The sequence below is a fragment of the Ideonella sp. genome (assembly GCF_044358605.1).
Taxonomy (GTDB): domain Bacteria; phylum Pseudomonadota; class Gammaproteobacteria; order Burkholderiales; family Burkholderiaceae_C; genus Ideonella.
In genome coordinates this window covers 1-23,395 of record NZ_JBIKNQ010000007.1, presented here as the reverse complement: position 1 = coordinate 23,395, position 23,395 = coordinate 1, and the positions used below count along the sequence as shown (strand labels likewise).

Genomic DNA, 23,395 nt, shown 5'->3' with positions numbered 1-23,395 from the left:
TCTATCCAAGAACACTGCATCGCCAGGCCCCCGGGCGCTGGCAGGAGAAAAACGCCATGGCAGGGCATTCCAAATGGGCCAATATCCAACACCGCAAAGGCCGCCAAGACGAAAAGCGCGGCAAGGTCTGGACCCGCATCACCCGTGAAATCATCGTCGCCGCCCGCCAAGGTGGCGGCGATGTGGCCATGAACCCACGTTTGCGTTTGGCCATTGACAAAGCCAAGGCGGCCAATATGCCGGCCGACAACATCAAGCGCAATGTGGACAAGGCCACGGGCAACCTCGACGGCGTGACCTACGAGGAAATTCGCTACGAAGGCTATGGCATTGGTGGCGCCGCCATCATTGTGGATTGCATGACGGACAACCGCGTCCGCACCGTGGCCGAAGTGCGCCACGCCTTCAGCAAGCACGGCGGCAACCTGGGCACCGAAGGCTCGGTGGCCTTCCAGTTCAAGCACTGCGGCCAGTTGGTGTTTGCGCCCGGCACCTCGGAAGACAAGGTCATGGAAGTGGCCCTGGAAGCCGGCGCCGAAGACGTGGTCACCGGCGACGATGGCTCCATTGAAGTGCTGTGCGCACCATCCGACTTTGAGGCGGTGAAAAAGGCGCTTGAGTCGGCCGGGCTCGCGGCCGAAATCGCCGAAGTCACCATGCGCGCCGAGAACACGATTGCCTTGACCGGCGACGACGCGGCTCGCATGCAAAAGCTCTTGGACGTGATTGAAGACTTGGACGATGTCCAGGATGTGTTCCACAACGCAGAGATCGACGAGTGAGTCAACCCGCATGAATGTTCTTGTCATCGGCAGTGGCGGCCGTGAGCACGCCCTGGCCTGGAAGCTCGCTGCCAGCGACAAAGTCCAGCATGTTTATGTGGCGCCGGGCAACGGTGGCACCGCGCTGGACAAGCGCCTGAGCAACCTGGCCCTCACCGACCCGCACCTGCTGGCCGACTTTGCGGTCGAGAACAAAGTCGCCCTGACGGTGGTCGGCCCCGAAGCGCCGCTGTCGCAAGGCGTGGTCGACATCTTCCGGGCTCGGGGCCTGCGCATCTTTGGCCCCACCAAGGCGGCCGCCCAGCTTGAAAGCTCCAAGGCCTTTGCCAAAGCCTTCATGGAGCGCCACGGCATCCCGACCGCGGCCTACGGCACCTTCTCTGATCCGGCTGAGGCCCATGCCTACATCGACAAGATCGGCGCACCCATCGTGGTCAAGGCCGATGGCCTGGCTGCGGGCAAGGGCGTGGTCGTGGCCATGAGCCTGGACGAAGCCCATGAGGCCGTGCGCTTCATGCTGGAAGACAACACCTTGGGCGTGGTGCACAACGCGGGCGGCGCGCGGGTGGTGATCGAAGAATTTTTGCAGGGCGAAGAAGCCAGCTTCATCGTGCTGTGCGACGGCAAGAACGTGCTGCCCTTGGCCACCAGCCAAGACCACAAGCGTATTGGCGACGGCGACACCGGCCCCAACACCGGCGGCATGGGAGCTTATTCCCCCGCTCCGGTGGTCACGCCCAATGTGCATGCGCGGGCCATGCAAGAGATCATCTTGCCCACCATCGCCGGCATGGCCAAAGACGGCGTGCCCTTCACGGGCTTCCTCTATGCCGGTTTGATGATCTCGCCCGAAGGCCAGGTCAAGACCCTGGAGTTCAACACCCGCATGGGCGACCCCGAAACCCAGCCCATCTTGATGCGCTTGAAGAGCGACTTGGTGGACGTGCTGCTGCACGCCACCGACGGCACGCTGGACCAGGTCGAGCTGCAATGGGACCGCCGCGTGGCGCTGGGCGTGGTGATGGCTGCTGCGGGCTACCCTGCCGCGCCGCGCAAGGGCGATGTCATCACGGGCTTACCGACCCAAGCGGCAGGTACTGAAGACACCATGGTGTTTCATGCAGGCACCACGCTGCAAGACGGCGTACTCGCCGTCAGCGGCGGCCGCGTGTTGTGTGTGACCGCCTTGGGCGACAGTGTCAAAGCCGCCCAGCAGCATGCTTATGCCGCGCTGGCCCCCATTCAATTCAACGGGGCGCAGTGGCGCACAGACATTGGACACCGCGCCATCATCAAGCGCTGATCGCGCTGCCTCAGCCGGTACCGAGCAGGCCGTGGCGGTTTCGCCGTGGTTGACGGAGCGGCCCTTTCAGACCAAGGGGGTGGGTTTGGCGCGCGCCGTGCTCAAGCTCGCGGGCTGGGAGTTGGTCTGGACAGGTCTGCCCAGCCAACAAGGGGTGTTCCTGGGCTACCCGCACACCTCCAACTGGGATTTTGTGATCGCTGTGCTGCTGAAGTGGGGCTCGGGCATGCAGGCCAACTTCTGGGCCAAAGACAGCCTGTTCAGAGTGCCCTTGTTGGGCGCTTGGCTGCGCTGGCTCGGCGGCCTGCCGGTGGACCGCAGCAGCGCCAACGGCATGGTCGGCTCCATGGTCGACCGCTTTCTGGCGGCCAAGGCCCAAGACCAACGCCTGTGGTTGGCCGTCACCCCCGAAGGCACACGCAGCTATGTGCCCTACTGGAAGTCCGGCTTCTACCAAGTGGCGGTGCAAGCTCAGGTGCCGGTGGGCTTGGTGGTGTTTGACTTCAAGCGCAAGCGCGTGGGCGTTGATCACTTCTTGCGCCTGTGTGGCAACCCCGACATCGACCTGCCGCTCATCGCCGCCTACTACGCCGATGTGCAAGGCAAGCGGCCCGAGTTGGCGGGGCCGGTGCGATTCAAATGAACCCGCCTGACTTTGCGAGGCTGATGTGAGTTTTGATTCTTCTGCGCTGCGCGCTTATTTCTTGGGCCTGCAAGAGCGCATCGTCAGCCGGGCTGAAGCCCTGGACGGCACGCCCTTTGTGACCGACGCCTGGACGCGTGGCCCCGAAGAGCGCCTGCAAGGCGATGGCATCACCCGCCTGGTCGAAAACGGCGGCCTGCTGGAGCGCGGCGGCTGCAACTTCAGCCATGTGCGCGGCCCCGCCATGCCGCCCTCGGCCACCCAACACCGGCCCGAGTTGGCGGGGGCGCCCTTTGAAGCCATGGGCGTGTCCCTGGTCTTTCATCCGCGCAACCCCTATGTGCCCACCGTGCACATGAACGTACGCTGCTTCTTGGCCAAGCCCGCAGGCCGTGAGCCTGTGCTGTGGTTTGGCGGCGGCATGGACCTCACGCCCTACTACGGCCAAGAAGAAGACGCCGCTCACTTCCACCGCACCTGCCAGGCCGCCTTGGCACCGTTTGGCGAGGGCCTGTTCCCGCGCTTCAAGACCTGGTGCGACGAGTACTTCTTCTTGAAACATCGCCAGGAGCCGCGCGGCATTGGCGGCGTGTTCTTTGATGACTTTGCGGAGCTGGGCACCGAGGGCAGCTTTGCCATGACCCGCGCCGTGGGCGACGCCTTCTTGGACGCTTGGGTGCCCATTGCTGAAGCGCGCCGCGACACGCCCTATGGCGAGCGCGAGCGTGACTTCCAAGCCTATCGGCGCGGCCGCTATGTCGAGTTCAACCTGGTGTTCGACCGCGGCACTTTGTTTGGCCTGCAGTCGGGCGGGCGCACCGAGGCCATTTTGATGTCCATGCCGCCCGAGGTGAAGTGGCGCTACCAATGGGCGCCAGAGCCCGGCACGCCAGAGGCCCGGCTCTACACCGACTTTCTGCGGCCCCGTGATTGGGCGGCCTGGGCCCCTGACGCATGACAGAGTCACTGGGGCTGGCACCCGAGACGGGGCTGGAGGACGGCCCCGTGCAGCCGATTGGCTTGTTCGGTGGCAGCTTCAACCCGCCGCATCTGGCGCACCTGGCCCTGGCTCGCTTGGCTTTTGAGCGCTTGGGCCTGGCCCAGGTCTTGTGGATGCCCGCTGGCCAGCCTTGGCAAAAGGCCGGCCAAGAGGTCTCGCACGGCCCGCACCGGGCGGCCATGGTGGCCGAGTTGATCGCGGGGGAGCCCGGCTTTGTGCTCGATGAGCGCGAGATCCAACGCAGCGGCCCCAGCTACACCTTGGTGACTGTCAGACAATTGCAGGCTGAACACCCCGGTGCGGAGATCGTGCTCATCATCGGCCAAGACCAATATGCCCGGCTTCACACCTGGCATGGCGCGGCCGAATTGCTGGCTGCGGTGACCCTGGCCGTGGCGGGCCGCGAGGGGCAAAGCCCCGAACCTTCCGAGGTGCTGGCAGGTTTGCCGCACCGCATCATGCCCCTGCCTTTGCCCAGGCTGGATATCAGTTCAACCCAGATCCGCGCGCGGGTTAAGGCTGGCGAGCCGGTGGATTCGCTGGTCGGCACCCGAGTTGCGCGCTATATTGACCAACACCACCTTTACCAGGGCACACCCTGAATGGACATCCGTAAACTCCAACGCGCTATCGTCGACGCTCTCGAAGACGTCAAGGCGCAAGACATCGTCGTCTACAACACCGAGCACCTCTCGGCGCTCTTCGAGCGCGTGATCATCGCCTCGGGCACCAGCAACCGTCAGACCAAAGCGCTGGCCTCCAGCGTGCGCGAGACGGTCAAGGGCCGGGGCCTGCAGATCCTGCGCACCGAGGGCGAAGATAACGGTGAGTGGATCATTGTGGACTGCGGCGCGGCCGTGGCGCACATCATGCAGCCGGCCATCCGCGCCTATTACAACCTCGAAGAAATCTGGGGCGGCAAGCCCGTCAACGTCAAGCTCGGTGTCACCAAGGGCCTGGTGAAGGCGGAAGACGCTGAAGACGACGAGGAAGACGCCAAGCCCGCCAAGAAAGTGGCGCGCAAGACACTCAACGCCAAAGCCGCCAAGCCGGGTAAGGCTGTGTCCACCGCCAAGTCGGCTGCGGGCAAGGCGGCGCTGGCAGCCCCGGCCAGCAAGACAGCGGGCAAAACCGCTGCCAAGACTGCCGCAGGCAAGGCCGCACCGGCCAAGGCTGCCGCCAAAGTGGCCGCCAAGCCCAGCGCACCGCGCAAGGTCAGCGTGGGCACCACGGCTGCCGCCAAAACGGCCGCCGCCAAGGCCCCGGCCACCCGCCGCAAGGCCGCCGAGCCCGTGACCACCGTGGTCGTGCTGGCCAGCGGCAAGAAGGTAACCAAGTCGGCCTCCAAGGCGCCGCTCAAGGCGGCTGCTGCCAAGGTCGCTGCCAAGACCGGCACGGCGCGCCCCGCCGCCCGGCCTGCCGCCACCAAGTCGGCAGCCGCCAAAGCGGCGCCCAAGGCTGCTCCTAAAGCTGCGGCCAAAGCTCCGGCCAAGACGGCTGCTCGCAAGGCCGTCACCGTCACGGCTGGCAAGCTGGCGCCCAAGCGCAAGGCCTGATCGGCGATAGGCCCCTCAAGGCCCTCAGCCTGAACCCACGGTCCGCGAGAACGCCTCATGCAGATCATCCTCGCCGCTGTGGGTCAGCGTCAGCCCGCCTGGGCTGACGCCGCTTATGACGACTTTGCCAAGCGCTTCCCCGCTGAAGCGCGTTTGGTGCTCAAGGCCGTCAAAGCCGAGCCGCGCGGCTCACGCTCGGCCGAGCAAATGATGGCCGCCGAAGCCCAGCGCCTAGAGACCGCCGTGCCCAAAGGCGTGCGCCGGGTGGTGCTGGACGAGCGCGGCACCCGCATGACCACGGTGCAATTGGCCGAGCGCATGGAGTTTTGGCTGGGTGATGGCCGCGATGTGGCCTTCTTCATCGGTGGGCCGGACGGCCTGCACCCCAGCCTCAAGGCCACGGCCGACGAGACCCTGCGCCTCTCTGACCTGACCCTGCCCCACGCCTTTGTGCGCGTGATGCTGGCCGAGGCGCTCTACCGCGCCTGGACCCTGCGCAACGGCCATCCCTATCACCGGGAATAGCGAGCCATCGCGCTCGCCGACGGCCGGGCTGCTCAGCCGCCCCCGCACACCTTCACAAGCTCAGCACACGGGCCTCGGTCGCGTGCAGCGCCTCATGGCTGGCCACCACCGTGACCCCCTTCGCAGACTGCGCGCGCTCGGCCAAGACCTGCTGTGCGTGGATGAGCGCAGCGGCGTCCAAGCCTGACAAAGGCTCATCCAGCAGCAGCGCTAGGGTTTGGGCCGCCAGAGCCACCGCCAAAGCCAGCTTGCGCTGGGTGCCGGTGGAGAGTGCCGCAATGCGCTGATGCTGGTGGGGCGCGAGCGCAAAGGCCTGCCAGTGCTGCTCGAAGGCGTGGCGGTCAAAGCCTGGATAGAGCCCGGCCATGAAACCGGCGTACTCCAAGGGTGTGAGGTGGTCAAAAGCAATGCGGTCCGGCCCCAGCCACAGCACCTGCTGACGGTAGGCCAGCGGATCGTTCTGTGCGTCGCAGCCCGAGAGACTCAACGTGCCCTTGAGTGGCGCCAGCGCCCCGCCCATCAGGCGCAGCAAGGTGGACTTGCCACAGCCGTTCGGACCCTGCACCCAGGTCAGCCCAGGCTCAAAGCTGCAAGACCAGTCTGCAAACAAGAGGCGATGGGCATAGCCAAACACCAAGTGGGTAACGTTCAAGACAGGCGTGGGCATGGGGGTCTCAAGCAGGGTTGATTTCGCTCGCAAATGCCAGGCAGATGCACAGCATCAAGAGCCAGCGGCTGGCGTGGTGGTCGGGTTTTCTCACCGGCCAGTGGGTTTCCAAGCCCCCAGCGCAGGCCAAGCTCAGGGCCAAGCCCAGTGTGGGCAATGGGTGAAGCGGTAGAGCACACAGCGACAGGGTCACCGCCAAGCCCAGCACCAAGCCCAGCACAGGGCCCAAAGCCAGGGCGCGTTGCCAGCCTTGCAGATGGCTTTGGGGCAAGGGCAGGTGAAGGCTGGCGGCTTGCAGGCGGGCGCCTTCGCGTTGTAGGCGTTGCACCGCCAAGCTGGTGCCAATGAGTGCGACGGTGGTGGCTGCGCACAGCCAGGCGGTGATCCAGCGATGCGTTACGCACAGAGCCACCAGCGCCAACGCAGGCATCAGCAAGCCTGTGCTCAAAACCCACCGGCTCTGTGGCGCTTGGCCGCGCCACACCGGCGCCAGCACCAACGCCCACACGGGGTGAACGCGCCGCCAAGCAGGCCGCTCGCTGCGTGCGTTGCAAGCCCCTTTCCACCTGGGCGCGGTGGGGTGTCGCCAGCGGCTCAAGCCCCATTGGCCGACCAGCAGGCTCGTGCCCAGTGCCGCAAGCAAACCCACGGCGGCTCGGCTGGCTTGGGCCCACACCGGGCCGGGCTGCCACCACAGCAGCAAGCCCCAGGCCGTGCACAGCAGCGCGGCCCAGGGCGCCAGCACCCAGCGCAGTACGGCTTGGTCGCTGCGGCGCAGCACAGCGGCGGGCAGCGGCAAGGTGGCTTCCACATCGCGCCAATGTGCCGGCCACAGCGCAGGCCGCCAGGCCCGCAACCAAGCCATGCCCAGCAGCGCATACAGCAGGCTGACACCCGCCCATTGCAAAGTGCCCCGCCAGCCGCCTTGCCCAGATGCCCACCACAGGGGGGCCAACAGGCTGGCGACCCCGGCCAGCGCCACCTCAGGCGTGTTGCCCACGGCGGCCAGCAAGCCCAGCGCCATCAACACCCAGGCGCCCCAGCGCAGCAAGGCCGAGCGCAGGGCAGCGCGCACGGCCAGGGTGCGCATGGCGGGGTAGGAGAGGCGAGGTAGGTCGGTCATCGGGCCAGATGTGAGTCTGCCATTTCAACGCGTGCCCGCCACGGCTGGGCGCTCTATCGGTTGAACTGCGCTTTCAACGACATGAGGGGCGTGTGCCATGCACAATGCACCCGCCATGAGCCTGCACCCCTATCTCTACCTCGCCTCTCAAAGCCCGCGCCGTGCGCAACTGCTGGATCAATTGGGCGTGGCCCATGAGCTGCTGCTGCCCGACGACAACGAAGATGCCGAGCGCCTAGAGGCCGAGCAGCCCGGCGAGCCGCCCGAGGACTATGTGTTGCGGGTGACCCGCGCCAAGCTGCTGGCGGCCCGCGAGCGCCTGGCGCGCCGGGGCTGGCCCCAGGCCCCGGTGCTGTGCTCGGACACCACGGTGGCGCTGGGCGCCCGCATCTTGGGCAAGCCCGCCGATGCCGAACAGGCACGCCAGACGCTGGAGGCCTTGTCGGGCCGCACCCACCAAGTGCTGACGGCGGTGGCCGTTTACGACGGGCGCCGCACCCGCGTGGCGCTGTCGCGCTCTGCCGTGCAGGTGGCGCTGCTGCCGCCCGAGGTCATTGCCGCCTATGTGGCCAGCGGCGAGCCCTTTGGCAAGGCCGGCGCCTATGCGGTGCAGAGCGCCTTTGGGGGGTGGATCGCCCAGATCAAGGGCAGCTACTCCGGTATCATGGGTTTGCCCCTCCACGAGACCACCCAACTGCTGCGGCAAGCACGTGTGCGCATGGCCCTAACGCCAACATGAGTGCAGGCAGTGGTACTGGCAACACTGCGCACCTATGCACGACATTCTGATCAACTGGGCTCCTCAAGAGACCCGCGTCGCCATCATTGAAAACGGGGCCGTGCAAGAGCTGCACATCGAACGCACCTTAGAGCGCGGCTTGGTGGGCAATGTCTACTTGGGCAAGGTGGCTCGGGTGCTGCCCGGCATGCAAAGCGCCTTCATCGACATTGGCCTAGAACGCGCAGCCTTCTTGCATGTGGCCGACCTGCACACCACACCGCACGGCGTGCGCGGCGAGAGCCAAACCCTGGTACCCATTGAGAAGCAGGTCTTTGAAGGCCAGACCCTGATGGTGCAGGTCATCAAAGACCCGATAGGCACCAAGGGCGCGCGGCTCTCTACCCAGGTCAGCATTGCCGGGCGCATGCTGGTGTTCTTGCCGCAAGACAACCACATCGGCATCTCGCAAAAAATCGGCTCGCCCGAGGCCCGCGAGCAACTGCGCGCCCGCATGCAAGCCCTGGTGGGCAAGCCCGAAGACGGCGGCGGCGGTGGCTTTATCTTGCGCACCAATGCCGAAGAAGCCAGCGACCAAGAACTGGCCGATGACATTGCCTACCTGCGCCGCACCTGGGCCCGCATCAAACAAGGCGGGCTGAAGCAACCCGCTGGCACCTTGCTGCACCAAGACCTCTCGCTGGCCGAGCGCGTGCTGCGAGACCTGGCCAATGAGCAAACCCAGCACATCCGCGTCGACTCCAAAATGCAGTTCGACCAGTTGACTGCCTTTGGTGAGGCCTACACCCCCACCTCGATTGCCCGGCTGGAGCACTACAAGGGCGAGCGGCCCATCTTTGACCTCTATGGCGTGGAAGAAGAAATCGCCCGCGCCTTGGCGCGCCGGGTTGATTTGAAGTCAGGCGGCTACCTCATCATCGACCAGACCGAGGCCCTGACCACCATTGATGTGAACACCGGCGGCTACGTGGGTGCGCGCAACTTTGACGACACCATCTTCAAGACCAACCTCGAAGCCGCACTCGCCATTGCCCGCCAACTGCGCTTGCGCAACCTGGGCGGCATCATCATTGCCGACTTCATCGACATGGTGCGCGAAGAACACCAACACGCCGTGCTGGCTGAGTTCCGCAAACAGCTCTCGCGCGACCGCACCCGCACCACCGTCAGTGGCTTCACGCAGCTCGGTTTGGTGGAGATGACGCGCAAGCGCACGCGCGAGTCTTTGGCCCACATGCTGTGCCAACCCTGCCCCACTTGCCAAGGCCGTGGCCAAGTCAAAACAGCCCGCAGCGTGTGCTATGACATCCTGCGAGAGATCCTGCGCGAGGCCCGGCAGTTCGACCCCAAAGACTTCCGCGTCGTGGCCAGCCCCGCCGTGGTGGAGATGCTGCTGGACGAAGAAAGCGCCCACCTGGCCGATCTCTCCGCCTTCATCGGCAAGCCTATTTCGCTGTCGGCCGAGCCCAGCATGAACCCGGAGCAGTACGACATCGTGCTGCTGTGATCAGCAACCGCTGCTGTCCACCACGACGGTGAGCGCGTCTGAGGTGCCATTCATCTGGTAGGTCACCTTGCAATTGGCCGGGGTTGGTGCCCCTTTGAATTGGTAGACACCCGCCCAACTACCCGGCACATGGGGCATGCGTTCAAACTCCGCCGACCGGTTGATCAGGTTGTCGATGGACCCTGCCCAGTTGTCCACAAATATTCGCCCCATGGCCGTGGGCCATCCATAGTGGGTCCAGACGGTGGTGCCGCCATCGATGTAATTGGGCAAGCTGCCGGCGCCAGCGGTGAGGCTGCAAGTGCTCACTGCCAACGCACACTTCGCGCGGCCCAAGTTGGCGGCTGATCTGAGGCTTCCCGCCAAACCCTGCAAGGCGGCCTCGCGCGCCTCTTTGCCGAAGTTCAGGAACTTGGGCAAGGCGGTAGCGGCCAGCACACCGAGGATCACGATCACGGTGATCAGCTCGATCAGGGTGAAGCCCTTTGAAGGTGGGCGGTGAACGTGCAGGCGGTTGAGGGACATGTAGATACCCGTGGCTCTATGGCTTTCGGTACACGGCCGTCAGACTTGAGTCCGCACTGTGCGATGGGCCTCAGTCGCTCAGGTCTGGCGCTTCCTGGGTCTCACCTGCAAACAGTTGCTCGACCTCCACCATGGCTTGATCGGCAGTCACACCGCGTTCCAACAAGGTGTTCATCAGGCAAGCAGCCATCAGAGCGCGGGTCAAGGCCGGGGCCTTCATGTCGGGGGCCTGCAGTGAATGCTCAATGGCCTCTACCGCGCTGTCGGGCAGGCCGATCTCCGCCGCCCACCACGCCGAGACCTCAGGATGGGCCACGCCAAAGGCGTCGAGTTCGCGCTGCGCCATCTCTTGGCTGCTGCACAGGGCCATTTGGCTAGACATGGCACCAAAGGCGCGGTGGGCTTGCTCGGGCAGGCAATGGCACAAGATGATGTGGCCCATGCCTTGCAACAAGCCGGCGCTTTGGGCCTGGTCTTCCGGTGCACCCCAGCGCCGGGCCCATTGCCGTGCACAGGTGCCAGTGACGACGGCACGGCGCCAAAAGGCGGGCAGGTCCACGCCTTTGATGTTGCCAAAGGCCCCCACCGAGCCATGCAGCAGCAGCACGCCCTCCAAGGCCCGCAGGCCCATCACGGCCACAGCGTCTCGCACCGAGGCCAGTGGCCGCTCACTGGCGTAATGCGCCGAATTGGCCATCTGCAAAACGCGCGAGGTCAACACCGGGTCCAGCGCCACCTGGGCGGCCACCTGCGACACGCTGGCGCTCTCGTCGCGCAGCGCTTGCAACAGCTCTCGGATCACCCGGGGCATGGTGGGCAGTTGAACGTCGCCCGACAGCAGTTGCGCAAAGAAGGCGGTCACCTGAACATCCTTGGGGGCCCGTGGAAGGGGGAGGTCAAGCCTCGGCGGTCTCGGCCACCGCACGCGCAGTGGCTTGGCTGAGTTCGGTGGCCGCTTGCCCGCTGAAGTACTGCAGGCCCAGGGCTTGCAGTGCCTGGAGTTGGGCCTCGTCCTCAAGGCCGCAAGCGACCAGCACGCACTGGCTGCGTTTGGCCCAGGCCACCATCACTTCCACCAGGCTGCGGGCGCGCACGCTTTGGCAGGCGGCGCGGCAGAGGTCGGAGGCCAGCTTGATGTACTGCAGGCCTTCAATGCTGATGGCTTGGCGCAGCGAATAGGACCAGCCCATATTGTCCAAACCAAACTGGCAGCCGTGGCGCTGCAGCAGTTGGCCCAGGCCCATCAGGCTGGGCAGGGCCACGGCGGCTACGTCGGGGTCGCGTACCTCCACCCACAGCAGGGGGGCTTGAGCGGCGTGCTGGGTCAGGATCTCGTCCAGGCGGCGCATGAACATGGGGTGCTGCGTGGATTGCAACGCACAGTTCACCGCCACAGGCTGACCCTGCTGGGCAATGTGGGCCAAGCCCAAGGCCACAGCGCGCAAATCCAATTCCATCGAGCGGCCACAACGCACCGCAGGGGGCAAGAACTCGCCCGCCTCATACACCACGCCATGCGGCTCTTTGAGGCGCAAAAAGGCCTCTTGGTGCAAGACCTGACCTTCACGATTGGTGACTGGGTAAAACACATGGCTCAGGTGGCCGTTGTCCAAGGCCGACTCAATGATCACTCGCCACTGCGCCACGGCCAAGGTTTGGTGCTTGGGAGAAGGCTCGCTGATGACCATGGCCTTTTGTTCAAACTCGGCCCGGCTGACGGCGGCATCAGACCGCAACAACACGTCAGAGGTTTCTTCGCCCGCCCGAAACAGGGTGGCCCCAATGCGCACCACCAAGGGCATGTCGGCCAAGCCATCAATGCTCAACTGGGCCATGGTGTTGGACATGGCGGTCAGCAAATGCGCCAGGGGCTCTACGCTATAGGCCGGCAAGAGCAGGCCAAATTCGGAGCCATTGAGCCGGGCCAGCACGGCACTTTCGGCGGCTTGCTTGTCCAGCAGCAGTCGGGCATTGAGCGCCGTGGCCACGGCCACCAGCAGGTCATCGGCGCGTTGCCGACCCAGGCGCTTGTTCAGCCCGTCCAGGTCTTGCAGTCGGAAGATGGCCACAGCGCCGCCGGGGCCTTCATGGCGCACTGCCTGGGCCATCACTTCCATCAGGCGCTGGCGCGAGGCCAGCTGAGTCAGGGCGTCTTGGCCGGCTTTGCGCTTCATGCGCTCAACCTCATCATCGCGCTCGCTCAACATCATCTGTACCCGCGCCACCATCACATTCAGCGCTTTGGAAAGCGTGACCCACTCGATGACTTTGGGCTCTTGCAGCTCGATGAACTGGCGGTCACTCAGCGCCCGGATCTGGGTCTTGAAAGACCGCAGCGGCGCCTTGGCTTGGCTCACCAGCAGCATCAGCCCGCCCACCGTCAGCGCGCCGCATACCGCCACGATGGCCAGCACACCGCCCAGCAGCACCAGTCGGTCGTCATGCGGGCTCCACAAGCACCAGAGGGCATTGGCCGACATGCACAGCGCAGCCATCAGCACGACCCAGGCGTAAGACCAGCGGATCACAGACATGAAGGCCTCCTGGGCAGTGAGGTGCGGCGGGAGCTCATAGCGGGCCGGGCAGGGTTTGCAGCTCGGCAAAGTCGGTGGAGAACTCTTCGCTGCCGACGTAGTCGTTCAAACCGAGTTGGTCCACCAAGCTGGGCTCCAGCTCGGCCAGGGCCGTGTCCAGGCTGCGGCCTTCGGCCACGGCGTCGGCCACGATGCAGGCCAGCCGCAAAATGCGCGCCAGTGGTGGGGCGGCCACTTCAACGGGGTAGAGCGAGGTCAGCACGGCGTCGGCCACCAGTTGGGGCATGCCCAGGTTGTCCACCCACAGGGCGCTGATCTCGGGGTGGGCAATGCCAAATACGCTGACCTCACGGGCGGCGAGCTTCAGGCCCCACTCGTTCACAAAGGGCGAGAAGCCTTGGCGGGCTTTGTCAGGGTGGCATTGGCACAAGATCAGGTGGCCAATGCCTTGCAGCAGGCCGCCGCTATAGGCCGCATCGGGATTGTTGCCACTGCGCGCGGCCAATTGGCGGGCTGCATTGCCGGTGATCACAGCGCGCAGCCAAAAGTGCCGCAGGTTGACCCCGGGCGTGTCCACAAAGGCGGCCATGGAGCCGCTGACGGCCACCAAGGTCTGCAAGGCTTTGACCCCGATGATGGAGATGGCCTCGGCGATCGAGCTCAGCTGTCGTCCCCGAGCGTAGTAGCCCGAGTTGGCCAAGCGCAGCACCCGCGAAGAGAGCACCGGGTCTTGGGCAATTTGCTCGGCCACATCATGGGTGCTGAAGTCGTCGCGGCGCAAGCTTTGTAGCACCTGCTCCACCACCCGGGGCACCATGGGCAGCGTGATGCGCCCGGTCAGCACATCGTCAATAAAGCCCAGGGGCGTGGCGTTGGGGTTGGCAATGGTGACAGTCATGATGTGGCTTTGTCCAGCATGGTTTTGAGAGCGTTCTTCTCAGAGTTCCAGAGCGTGGCGTCCAGGCGTTTGGCCACGTCACCTTGCAGGCGAACCTCGGTGGTCAGGTCGCGCAGCGCAGATTGCGACTTGCCCAAGTTGGCCGCCATCTCTTGCACGGCGCGCAGGTTGAGCGAGAGCTTGGCGCTCAGGTCTTCTTGGCCGGGCAGGTGCGCCGCCATATCGTCCAACATGGTGCGGGTTTGAAGCACTTCAGCATGCACGGCTTGCGAGGCTTGGGCGACTTGGGCCATCAGCGGCACGGCCTGGGTGAACTGGCTCAAGACGGCGCTGGTTTTGTCGGCAGCCTCCACTTGCTTCAGCATGGCCCGCGCCAGGGTGCTGTTGACCTCGGAGGCCTGTTCAATGCGCGGCAACAGGGCGGTGAGTTTGTCGGTGATCAGCAGCATGCTTTCTTCGGACTTGCGGTGCTGCTCCATCACGTCGGCCAGCAGGTTGGCCAAAAAGCGTTCGGTGATCTCAACATTGGCATTGACCTTGGTTTTCTCGGCCAGGGACAGCACCTCTTCACGGATGTTGTCGATCAAGGCGGCCTCGGTCTTGCGCACCACAATCATCTGGAAGCCCAGCATGATGGAGCCCACCAAGCCGAACATCGACGCCGAGAAGGCCGTGCCCATGGCCTCCAGCGGCTTTTGCAGGCCGCCCACAATGCGGGCAAACTCGCTTTCCATGCCACCGCCGCCGCCCGAGCCGCCCACGCCGTTGGCAATGGTGGCGATCAGGCCGGAAGTGGCGATCAGGGTTTCAAGCAGGCCGATGAAGGTGCCCAACAGGCCCAAGCCCACCATCAAGCCCACCAAAAACTGCGACAGCTCTTGCTTCTTTTCAAAGTGGTGGCCCAAGGCTTCCAGCTCAGGCTCCATGGCCGCACTTTGCACATAGACCTGGTGGCCCAAGCCCAGCTTTTCCAGCCGCTCCAGCATGCCCTGCACATAGGCCTTGGGGCCCAGTCGCGGCGGGGGCTCATCGCTCCAGACGCCGCGCTTGAGCCAGTCCACCCCCGAGAAGAAGACGCGGTCTTCCTTGTAGGTTTCGCGCACATGCAAGAGCATGGTCACGGCCCCCCAGAGCATGACGGCAAAGATCAAGCCGTTGAGCGCCGGGTTGGAGACGAAGGCAAAGCTCACAAAGTGCCAGAACGCCGCCGCCCCGGCCACCACCGCCAACATCGGCGACCAAATCATCACCGCGTAGACGCGGCTCAAACTGCCTTTGTCGGCAGCCACCACAGGCTTGGGGGAAGTGGAGAGTTCCATCATTTGCGGTCCCTGAAGGCGGTGCTGTTCAAGCCCCGAATCGGCGAAAGTAGATACTGCAAGACGGTGCGCTGGCCGGTGACGGCATCAGCCATCACCGTCATGCCCGGTGTCAAGGCCTGGCCAAACTGTTGGGCACTGGCGGGGTCTACGTCGATGCCCACGCGGAAGTAGCGCTCACCGCGCTCGTCGGGCAGCGAGTCGGCACTGATCTCGGTGACCTTGCCCTCCAAGGTGCCGTAGGTGGTGTAGTCAAAGGCAGCCACCTTGACCACCGTGCGCTGGCCCACTTGCATGGCGCCGCGCTCGGAGGGCGAGACACGGGCCTCGATCACCACATTGCTTTGTGAGGGGGTCAGCTCCATCAAGGTGTCACCGGGTTTGACCACCCCGCCCACGGTGTTGAAGAAGACCTTGTTGACGGTGCCCGACATGGGAGCGTTGATGACGGTGCGGCGCACCCGGTCGTCCTCGGCGCCCAGCTCTTGCTGCAAACGCTCCAGCTCGATGCGGGTGTCGGAGAGTCCGCTGCGGGCCTCGCTACGGAACTGTGCTGCCACCTCGGCATGGCGGGCTTGCAACTCTTGGGCCCCGGCGCGCAGGCGGGGCAGGGCGGCTTCGGCCTCGCGGATCTGGGTGCTGAGGCGCTCGTGCTTGGCTTTGGCCTCCAACAGCTCCAGTTGCGAGGCGGCGTTCTTGGCATGCATGGCCGTCACCAAGCTCAGCTGTTGTCGGGCCACATCCAACTCGCCCGTCAAGCCCTTGGCGCGCACCTCATGCTCGACCAACTCTTGGCGGCGCTGGGTGATCTGCTCGTCCAACACGCGCAGTGTTTGCGACAGCTTGGCCTGCCGGGCCGTGAAGGCGTCCAGCTCATTGCTCATGGCGGGGGAGTTGGCGTCCACCCCCGTCGGCGCGGCAAAGCGCGTGCCTTCGGCCTCGGCTTGCAGGCGGGCAGCGCGGGCCAGCAAGCCCTCCAGGTGGGCGCGCTTTTCACCGCGCGAGGAATTGGCCAGCAGGTCAGAGACGGCGATCAAGCTTTGACCAGCCTGCACCGTGTCGCCTTCTTTCACAAAGACCTTAGAGACGATGCCGCCCTCCAAGTGCTGCACCAGTTGTTGCTTGCCCGAGGGAATGATGCGGCCCTGGGTGTGAACGACGCGGTCGACCTCGGCCACGGCCATCCACACGCCGAGGGCCACGGTGCTGAGGGCCACGCCCCAAATCAAGCTGCGCGAGACCTGCAAGCGGCGGTGCTGGCCCAGGCTTTGCTCAAAGTGGCGGCACAGGGCGTCCAGGGCGCTGGGCTGGGCGGTGGCGATGGCGCTCATGGGCTCTCCGTGAAGGCAACGCTGACCATGGGCACGGCGGCGTCGCTGTTGGCATCAATGCGGGTGGTGATGCTGGTGGCCGGATAGCCCTGCGCAATCAGGGCGTTGCGCACGTCCATCAGCCGCATGAAGGCATTGCGTTGGTTGTCGCTGAGCACCATAGAGGGGCCGGTGGCCACCAGCACCACAGGCTTGTCGCGGGCAGATTCGGGCAGGGCTTTGACGGCCTCGCCCAAAGCCTTGATGGCGGCTTCGTCCAAAGTGATGGCCCCGGGCACGTACTTGAGTTGCAGCACATTGCGAGCCGGTGTGACTTGCGGGCTCTTGGCGGCTGAGGCGGCCTCGTTGCCCTTGACATTGATGACCGTGCGGCCCAAGAGCTTGGACTCTGGTACGGGGGGCACTTCGGGCGAGGCGGCCGCGACCTGGGCTTGGGGGCCCGCGGCTGCGGCGGACGCTGCGGAAGCCGCAGCCGCCGCTTTGTATTCACTGATCATCTTGTCGGCCACACGCTTGCCCATCAACTGAGCTGCAAAAGACAGCGCAATGGCCAGCACCACCACCACAAAGATCATGGCGATGATCACATTGGTCAGGGCGTCCACATACCCTGGCCAGTAGGAGTTGCCGCCGCCTTTTCCCGATTCCATGGTGTGTGCGGCTCCTCAGGGCTGGGTGGGGGCGTCTGGCGTGTTGTCGGCCAGTCGTCCGGTGAGGTGGGCCACCTTCAGGTGGTTTTGCAACTCGCTCATCATCAGGCCGGCCACATCCAGGCGGCTTTGGTGCAGGCGCTGGCAGGCGTCCAGCACGTCCAGCAGCGAGCGGTTGCCCACGCCCAGTTGCGAGCGAAAGGCCTCCACCACCGAGGTGTTGGCGCCGACCTCTTCACGCAGCGCGCCAATGCGTTCGGCAATCGCGTCCAAGCTGGCATAGGCCCCGTCAAACTGTTGACGCAGCTTGCGCTGCACATCACTGGCCCGAGCCAGCTTTTCTTGCTGGCGCGCCTGGGCCGCACGGCTCTGGTAGTAGTCGGCCGAGCCATTGAGCAGCGACCAATTCACTACCACCATGGCCTTGGAGTCACGTTGGTAGCTCAGCGTGCCCGAGCCGTTCACATTGCGGGTGTGGCTCAGTTCCAGGTCCACGCGGGGCAAGAAGCGGCCGTAGAGCGACTGGGTTTCGAGCTTGGCGGCGTCCGTTTCCAAGCGCGCCGCCAGCAGTTCAGGGTTGGCTTGGTTGGCGCGGTCCACCGCCATGTCCAACGTGGAGGGGGCCCCCAAGCTTGCGGCAATGTTCAGCTCCAGCGCATCAGGGCTGACGCCCGTCAGCGTGCTGAGGTTGCGCAGGGCTGCGCTCAGGTTGGCCCGGCTGTCGGCAATCTGGGCCCGGGCATTGGCGGCACGGGCACGCACGCGGTCGCGCTCGGCCACGCTGGCGCCACCACCAGCTGCGCGGGCGGTGATGTGATCCAGCAGCTCTTGCAGCAGACGTTCGTAATCGCGGCTCAGCTCCATCACCATGCGGGCCTGCAAGGCTTGCAGATAGGCCGAGGCCGTCTCCAGCGCGGCGTCGTTCATGGCTGCGTCCAACTGGCGCGCGGCGGCGTCGGAGAGCTGGCCTTGGCGGCGCCACTCCAGGTAGGCCCCCGCATCAAACAAGGGCTGGCGCAGGGTCAGCGTGCCTTCGCGGCGGTCGGTCAGTGGCTGGAGTGCGTCGCTTTCCAGGCGGCCTCGACCCACGGCGGCGCGGCCGTCCAGGTGGGGCAGCAGCGCGCCGCGTGCGGCACGGCTGGTGTGGGCAAAGGAGTCGGCGCGGGCGGCATTGGCCTGCACCTCCAGGCTGTTTTGGACGCCCAGGGCAATCGCCTGCTCCAGGGTCATTGACTTGCTGGGCTGGCTGACACCATCCAAGGGCAGTTGCGCGGGGATCTTCAGCAGTTCAGACAGCTGCAGGATCTGGATCGGGCGCTGGGGTTGCACCGCGCTGGCCAGGGCCCCGGCCAGGGTGGCCAAGACGGTGCGGCCGCTGCTCATGCCCGCCACCTGAACGCCCGGTGTGAAGGCCTGTATGAACACAGGGGGCAGGCCGTCGCCCATGTCAAAGCTCAGGTCCCAGGCGCTGCTTGACGCAGAACTTAAGGCGGCAAGGCTCAAGGCCAGCCAGCTGCGGCGAAAGGGCAGTGGCGAGCGGATGGACGTGACGGTGGAGGGCATGGGCCTCATTGCAGGATCTCCTTGGGCTCGTGCACCACGGCTTTGGGTGGTGACGGCGGTGTTTGTGACTGTGGTGTAGGGCGAGCCGCTTTGGCTGCGCCCGGTTTGGCTTCTAGCAGCAGTGCAGGAGGCCCGTCAAGCACGATGCGGCCTTGGTCCAACACCAACACTCTTTGTGTCAAGCGAATCAGCTCGGTGGCGTGGGTGCTCACGCAGACCAAGCGCTGTTTGGAAAGCTCCACCAGCCCGGCCATCAGGCTGGCTTGGGCGGCTCTGTCCAGCCCCAAGGTGGGCTCATCCAGCAGCAACACCGGGGCCGGGCTGTAAAAGGCGGCCGCCAAGGCCAGCATTTGGCGCTGCCCCCCCGACAATCCGTCGCCATTGGTGCCGACGGCTGTGTTCAGGCCTAGTTCATTGCGCTCAAGTTGGGGCCCCAGGCCCGCCAAGCGCAAGGCGGCGACCACAGGCTCATCATCCACGTTGTCGGCCCAGTCGGTGACGATTTGCCGCACAGTGCCCGGCAGGCAGTGGGGGTCTTGCGATTTGTAGGCCAGGTGATGGCGCAGCCAGTCGCGGTCGGCGTCGCTGCTGATGAGTTGGCCCGCAAACTGATAACGCCCTTCTTGCGGGGCCATCAGTCCGGCCAACACCTTGAGCAAGCTGGACTTGCCCGCGCCAGAGTTGCCCAGCACGGCCACCAGGCCGGTGGCCGGCAGATGCAGGCTCAAGCCCTGCAAGGTGGGGCGGTGGGCCTGGGCATAGCGAAAGGCCACATTTTCCAGCCGCAAGCCCTCAGTGGCCAGCGCGGTGGCGGGGGCCACTTCTGTGGCGGGGGGGGTGGCGGACAGGCGGACGGCATCGGCCAAGGCCAGCAGGCTGTGCTGGAACTCCCGCCCCCGGTGGGCCAGTGGGGCGATGGCCACGACAATCGACAAGAAGCGACCGGCCAGCAGGTTGAGGGCGATCAGCCCGCCGACCGACAAGGCCTGCTCTTCCACCCGCAGCACGCCCCAGGCCATCAGGGCCACGGTGGCCAGCGACAGCCAAATGGGCGTGGCTTGCTGCCCGACCTGCTGCCACCAGCGCACACGGGCGCCGTGCCGGGCGGCTTGGTTGGCCGCATGCCCAAAGCGCTGCTTGAAGTGGCGTTGGGCGCCGGTGCCCATCAGGCCTTCGCGGGCGGAGAGCACGTCGATGATGCTGGTCAAGCGCTGTTTTTGGGCTTCGGCCATGGGCTTTTGGCAGCGGGTGGCCAGCGCCTGGGTGCCCAGGCCCAAGGCCAGAACCCCCAGCGCAAAGAGCGCAGGCACCCAGGCCAGCGGCCCGCCGATGAGCACCAGAACCCCCAGAAACAGCAGCGCAAAGGGCAGGTCGATCAGGGCCAGCATCATGCTGGACCCGAGCACCTCGCGGGCATGGCCCACCTCGCGATAGCGCGACAGCACCTCGCCCGGCGCCAAGCGCTCGGTCAGAGGGGCTTGCAGCAGGCCTCGGCAGAGGCGTTCGTCCAAGAACATGTCCCAGCGCGCGCCCGCATGTTCCACCACCTGCACTCGGGCCAGGCGCAGCAACAGCTCTTGCCCCAGCAGCAGGCCCATGCCGACGCACAGGGCCCAAAGGGTGTCGTGGATGGCATTGCCCATGGCCTTGTCATACACCAACATGGTGAACAGCGGCATGGCCAAGAAGAACACATTGATCAGCGCGCTGGCGACCGCCATCGCCAGCAGGTGGCGACGGTTGGCACGGACAAAAAGCAGCAGGGGCTGAAACATGGGGTCTCCATCAGCACAACATCAGCAACAGGGCCCGCCCACCCGCAGCAAGCGGGCAGAGCGGGGCTCTGTCAGTCTAAGAAGGGCTGAGATCGGGCCATCGTGTGAACTACGGCCAAAACCACGGGCATTTCGACATGGGAAGGGAGTCTCAGGCGCCCCCGCCCGGGTCGGGCCGGTAATGCACCTCTAGGGTGCTGGCCACCGTGCTGCGGCTGGCGTCGGCATAGACCTGGTAGAGCACGGTGGTGTAGCCATTGCCGTCCACGCTGACGGTGCCGTCGTCGTGCTCGCCGTTCAACAGCAGGTTGTCACCCGAATCGAGCTCGATGTTCAGGTGGTGGTTGGCATCCGTCAGACCCAGCAGGGCGTTGAGGTCCACCGTCACGTTGTCGGCACCGGTGCCATCGCTCAGCAGGATCTGCTCCACATTGCTGACCTGGCCCACCCAGGCAGACAGGTCGATGGAGGACTCTGGCGTCAGCAGGGTCAGGGTGTCATAACCGCTGCCACCATCGACTTGGCCGATATTGCCTGCACTGGCCAGGGTCAGGCTGTCATTGCCCTCTGCACCGAGCAAGGTGTCTACGCCGCCGCCCCCGACCAGGTCGTTGTTGCCGCTGTTGCCGGTCAGCACGTTGTTCAGCGTGTTGCCCTGGCCCTGCAGATTGGCATTGTCGGTCAGGGTCAGGTTCTCCAAGTTGGCGCCCAGGTTCCAGCTGACGCTGGCTTTCACGCTGTCAGTGCCTTGGCCTGCGCCTTCGACGATTTGGTCGCCAGCGCTGTCCACCACATAAGTGTCATTGCCCAGGCCACCGCTCAGAGTGTCTGCTCCGGCGCCGCCGTCCAATCGGTTATCGCCTCGGTTGCCGGTCAGCACGTTGTTGCCGCTGTTGCCCGTGCCATCCAGGTTGCTGTTGCCTTGCAGCTGCAGGTTTTCGACGTTCGCGCCTAGGCTGTGGCTGACGCTGGCCTGCACGGTGTCGTTGCCCTCATTCGCGGCTTCAAGCACGCTGTCGCCAGCAGCATCCAGCACATACAGGTCATCACCAGCGCCGCCCACCAGGCTGTCGTTGCCGCTGCCACCGTCCAGCGTGTCGTTGCCCGCGCCAGCGCTGAGGGTGTCGTTACCGGCCAAGCCGCTCAATAGGTTGGCGCCGCTGTTGCCGGTGATCTGGTTGGTCGCGGCATTGCCGGTGCCCGACAGGTTGGACGTGCCGGTGAGCACCAGATTCTCCAGCGTGGCTCCCAGCGTCCAGTTGAGGCTGCTGCGCACGGTGTCAGTGCCTTCGTCGGCGTTCTCGGTGATGACATCGGCCAGGCTGTGCACCACATAGGTGTCGTCGCCCAGCCCGCCTTGCAGGGTGTCGCCACCGCTGTCGCCGTCCAAAGTGTTCGCGGCCTGGTTGCCCATCAGCACATTGCCCAGGGTGTTGCCCGTCGCGTTGATGGCCGCTGCGCCCGTCAGGGTGAGGTTCTCGACGTTGGCAGCCAAGCTATAGCTGACGCTGGCTTGCACGGTGTCGGTGCCTTGGGCGGCGGCTTCGGTGACCACATCGCCCGTGTTGTCCACCACGTACACATCGTTGCCCAGACCACCGATCAGGGTGTCCGCACCGGCTAGGCCGTCCAAGGTGTTGTTGCCGCTGTTGCCCGTCAGCACATTGGCGGCGCTGTTGCCCGTAGCGTTGAGGTTGGCCGTGCCGGTGAGGGTGAGGCTTTCGACGTCATTGACCAAGCTCAGGCTGATCGAGGCGATGACCGTGTCTTGGCCTTGCGAGGCTGCCTCCTGCACCACATCGCCCGCGTCATCGACCACATAGGTGTCGTCACCCGCGCCACCACTCAAGGTGTCAGCACCAGCACCGCCATCCAGTGTGTTGGCGGCACTATTGCCAAGCAATTGATTGGCCAAGGCATTGCCTGTGCCGTCAATGGCGCTGGCCCCGGTGAGGGTCAGATGCTCGACGTTGGCGCCCAAGGCCCAACTGACCGAACTCTGCACACTGTCGTTACCTTCGCCAGTGGACTCAGTGATGACATCGCCTGCGTTGTCAACGCTGTAGCTGTCGTCGCCACTGCCGCCCGTCAGGGTGTCGGCACCGGCACCGCCGTCCAGTTGGTCGTCGCCCGCGCCGCCGCTGAGCGCATTGGCGCCGCTATTGCCCAACAGCACATTGGCTGCGGCATTGCCGCCGCCGTTGATGTTGCTGCTGCCCGTCAGTGTGAGGTTCTCCAGCCCGTCGGCCAGCACCCAGGCCACGCTGCTGAGCACCGTGTCTTGGCCCTGGCCTTCGGCCTCTTGAATCACGTCCAGCGTTGAGTCCACCACGTAGGTGTCGTTGCCCAAGCCGCCGGCCAAGGTGTCGGCGCCGCTGCCGCCACTGAGGATGTTCTTGCCGCTGTTGCCGCTGATGCGGTTGTCGGCGCTGTTGCCCGAACCATCCAGGTTGGCAGAGCCTTGCAGCTCTAAATTTTCAAAGTTGGCGCCCAGGGTGAAACTCACGCTGGCTTGCACGGTGTCGTTGCCTTCGCTGGCGGCTTCGACCAGGCTGTCGCCGACGGCGTCGACGATGTAGGTGTCATCGCCCGCGCCACCCACCAGGCTGTCATTGCCGACACCACCGTCCAGGGTGTCACTGCCCGCGCCGCCGTTCAGGCTGTCGTTGCCGTCCAAGCCGCTGAGCAGGTTGGCGCCGCTGTTGCCCGTGAGCACGTTGTGCACCGCATTGCCCGTGCCGCTCAGGTTGGCGCTGCCAGTCAGGGTCAGGTTTTCGAGATCGGTGGCCAAGACGAAGGACACGCTGGCCTGTACGGTGTCGCTGTCATCCCCAGCGGCCTCAACAATTTGGTCGGTCAGGGTGTCGACGATATAGGTGTCATTGCCGGCGCCGCCGGCCAGGGTGTCGGCACCGGCCCCGCCGTCCAGGGTGTCGTTGCCGGCGAGGCCGCTGA

The 23,395-nt window shown here is 65.2% G+C and carries 21 protein-coding genes; 9 read left to right on the top strand and 12 right to left on the bottom strand.

Annotation, left to right across the window (positions count from 1 at the left end; translation table 11 throughout):
* Window positions 1–56 precede the first annotated feature (56 nt).
* The 7 genes from ACIQ3Q_RS04020 to rlmH are packed head-to-tail and all read left to right on the top strand — an operon-like array spanning window position 57 to window position 5,809.
* Entirely contained in the window at window positions 57–782 is a 726-nt protein-coding gene (locus tag ACIQ3Q_RS04020) for a YebC/PmpR family DNA-binding transcriptional regulator (protein WP_396267693.1), read from the top strand.
* A gap of 10 nt (window positions 783–792) precedes the next feature.
* Window positions 793–2,085 (top strand): phosphoribosylamine--glycine ligase, encoded by a 1,293-nt coding sequence (purD, locus tag ACIQ3Q_RS04015; protein WP_396267692.1) that lies wholly within the window; start codon window positions 793–795, stop codon window positions 2,083–2,085.
* Window positions 2,086–2,116: 31 nt separating this feature from the next.
* Window positions 2,117–2,728 carry a 1-acyl-sn-glycerol-3-phosphate acyltransferase gene (locus tag ACIQ3Q_RS04010; protein ID WP_396267691.1) on the top strand — a complete coding sequence of 204 codons (612 nt, stop codon included), beginning with the start codon at window positions 2,117–2,119 and terminating at the stop codon, window positions 2,726–2,728.
* A 25-nt stretch (window positions 2,729–2,753) separates the two neighbouring features.
* Window positions 2,754–3,686: an oxygen-dependent coproporphyrinogen oxidase gene (gene hemF / locus ACIQ3Q_RS04005; protein ID WP_396267690.1), complete on the top strand. Its 933-nt coding sequence runs from the start codon at window positions 2,754–2,756 to the stop codon at window positions 3,684–3,686.
* The gene (nadD, locus tag ACIQ3Q_RS04000) at window positions 3,683–4,330 is read left to right on the top strand and encodes a nicotinate-nucleotide adenylyltransferase (protein WP_396267689.1); all 648 of its coding nucleotides are present in this window, start codon (window positions 3,683–3,685) and stop codon (window positions 4,328–4,330) included. Before hemF ends, nadD begins: the two co-directional genes overlap by 4 nt.
* A complete protein-coding gene (rsfS, locus tag ACIQ3Q_RS03995) occupies window positions 4,331–5,284 on the top strand; it encodes a ribosome silencing factor (RefSeq protein ID WP_396267688.1) in 954 nt (317 codons plus the stop codon).
* Between the two features lie 57 nt (window positions 5,285–5,341).
* Window positions 5,342–5,809 carry a 23S rRNA (pseudouridine(1915)-N(3))-methyltransferase RlmH gene (rlmH, locus tag ACIQ3Q_RS03990; protein WP_396267687.1) on the top strand — a complete coding sequence of 156 codons (468 nt, stop codon included), beginning with the start codon at window positions 5,342–5,344 and terminating at the stop codon, window positions 5,807–5,809.
* A gap of 52 nt (window positions 5,810–5,861) precedes the next feature.
* On the opposite strand, the gene ACIQ3Q_RS03985 is transcribed toward rlmH, so the two are convergent.
* Both ACIQ3Q_RS03985 and ACIQ3Q_RS03980 read right to left on the bottom strand, forming a co-directional pair.
* Entirely contained in the window at window positions 5,862–6,476 is a 615-nt protein-coding gene (locus ACIQ3Q_RS03985) for an ATP-binding cassette domain-containing protein (RefSeq protein WP_396267686.1), read from the bottom strand.
* A gap of 7 nt (window positions 6,477–6,483) precedes the next feature.
* Window positions 6,484–7,599: a hypothetical protein gene (locus ACIQ3Q_RS03980; protein ID WP_396267685.1), complete on the bottom strand. Its 1,116-nt coding sequence runs from the start codon at window positions 7,597–7,599 to the stop codon at window positions 6,484–6,486.
* Window positions 7,600–7,696: 97 nt separating this feature from the next.
* Between ACIQ3Q_RS03980 and ACIQ3Q_RS03975 the strand changes: the two genes are divergently transcribed.
* Window positions 7,697–8,338, top strand: coding sequence for a Maf family protein (locus tag ACIQ3Q_RS03975; protein ID WP_396267684.1), 642 nt, complete (start codon window positions 7,697–7,699; stop codon window positions 8,336–8,338).
* 34 nt (window positions 8,339–8,372) lie between these two features.
* On the top strand, window positions 8,373–9,845 hold the full coding sequence (gene rng / locus ACIQ3Q_RS03970; protein ID WP_396267683.1) for a ribonuclease G: 1,473 nt from the start codon (window positions 8,373–8,375) through the stop codon (window positions 9,843–9,845).
* On the opposite strand, the gene ACIQ3Q_RS03965 is transcribed toward rng, so the two are convergent.
* From ACIQ3Q_RS03965 to ACIQ3Q_RS03920, 10 genes are all read right to left on the bottom strand, one after another.
* The gene (locus ACIQ3Q_RS03965) at window positions 9,846–10,370 is read right to left on the bottom strand and encodes a type II secretion system protein (protein ID WP_396267682.1); all 525 of its coding nucleotides are present in this window, start codon (window positions 10,368–10,370) and stop codon (window positions 9,846–9,848) included.
* Window positions 10,371–10,440: 70 nt separating this feature from the next.
* Window positions 10,441–11,232 carry an HDOD domain-containing protein gene (locus tag ACIQ3Q_RS03960; RefSeq protein ID WP_396267681.1) on the bottom strand — a complete coding sequence of 264 codons (792 nt, stop codon included), beginning with the start codon at window positions 11,230–11,232 and terminating at the stop codon, window positions 10,441–10,443.
* A 34-nt stretch (window positions 11,233–11,266) separates the two neighbouring features.
* The gene (locus ACIQ3Q_RS03955; protein WP_396267680.1) at window positions 11,267–12,904 is read right to left on the bottom strand and encodes an EAL domain-containing protein; all 1,638 of its coding nucleotides are present in this window, start codon (window positions 12,902–12,904) and stop codon (window positions 11,267–11,269) included.
* A 34-nt stretch (window positions 12,905–12,938) separates the two neighbouring features.
* On the bottom strand, window positions 12,939–13,802 hold the full coding sequence (locus tag ACIQ3Q_RS03950; RefSeq protein ID WP_396267679.1) for an HDOD domain-containing protein: 864 nt from the start codon (window positions 13,800–13,802) through the stop codon (window positions 12,939–12,941).
* Window positions 13,799–15,124, bottom strand: coding sequence for a hypothetical protein (locus ACIQ3Q_RS03945; RefSeq protein WP_396267678.1), 1,326 nt, complete (start codon window positions 15,122–15,124; stop codon window positions 13,799–13,801). Before ACIQ3Q_RS03945 ends, ACIQ3Q_RS03950 begins: the two co-directional genes overlap by 4 nt.
* The gene (locus ACIQ3Q_RS03940; RefSeq protein WP_396267677.1) at window positions 15,121–16,452 is read right to left on the bottom strand and encodes an HlyD family type I secretion periplasmic adaptor subunit; all 1,332 of its coding nucleotides are present in this window, start codon (window positions 16,450–16,452) and stop codon (window positions 15,121–15,123) included. The genes ACIQ3Q_RS03945 and ACIQ3Q_RS03940 overlap by 4 nt, the downstream gene beginning before the upstream one ends.
* Entirely contained in the window at window positions 16,449–17,102 is a 654-nt protein-coding gene (locus ACIQ3Q_RS03935; protein WP_396267676.1) for a hypothetical protein, read from the bottom strand. The genes ACIQ3Q_RS03940 and ACIQ3Q_RS03935 overlap by 4 nt, the downstream gene beginning before the upstream one ends.
* Before the next feature lie 15 nt (window positions 17,103–17,117).
* Entirely contained in the window at window positions 17,118–18,674 is a 1,557-nt protein-coding gene (locus tag ACIQ3Q_RS03930) for a TolC family protein (RefSeq protein WP_396267675.1), read from the bottom strand.
* Entirely contained in the window at window positions 18,671–20,440 is a 1,770-nt protein-coding gene (locus ACIQ3Q_RS03925; RefSeq protein ID WP_396267674.1) for a peptidase domain-containing ABC transporter, read from the bottom strand. The genes ACIQ3Q_RS03930 and ACIQ3Q_RS03925 overlap by 4 nt, the downstream gene beginning before the upstream one ends.
* A 151-nt stretch (window positions 20,441–20,591) precedes the next feature.
* Window positions 20,592–23,395: beta strand repeat-containing protein (locus ACIQ3Q_RS03920; protein WP_396267673.1), on the bottom strand; the 2,804-nt coding region annotated here is incomplete at its 5' end.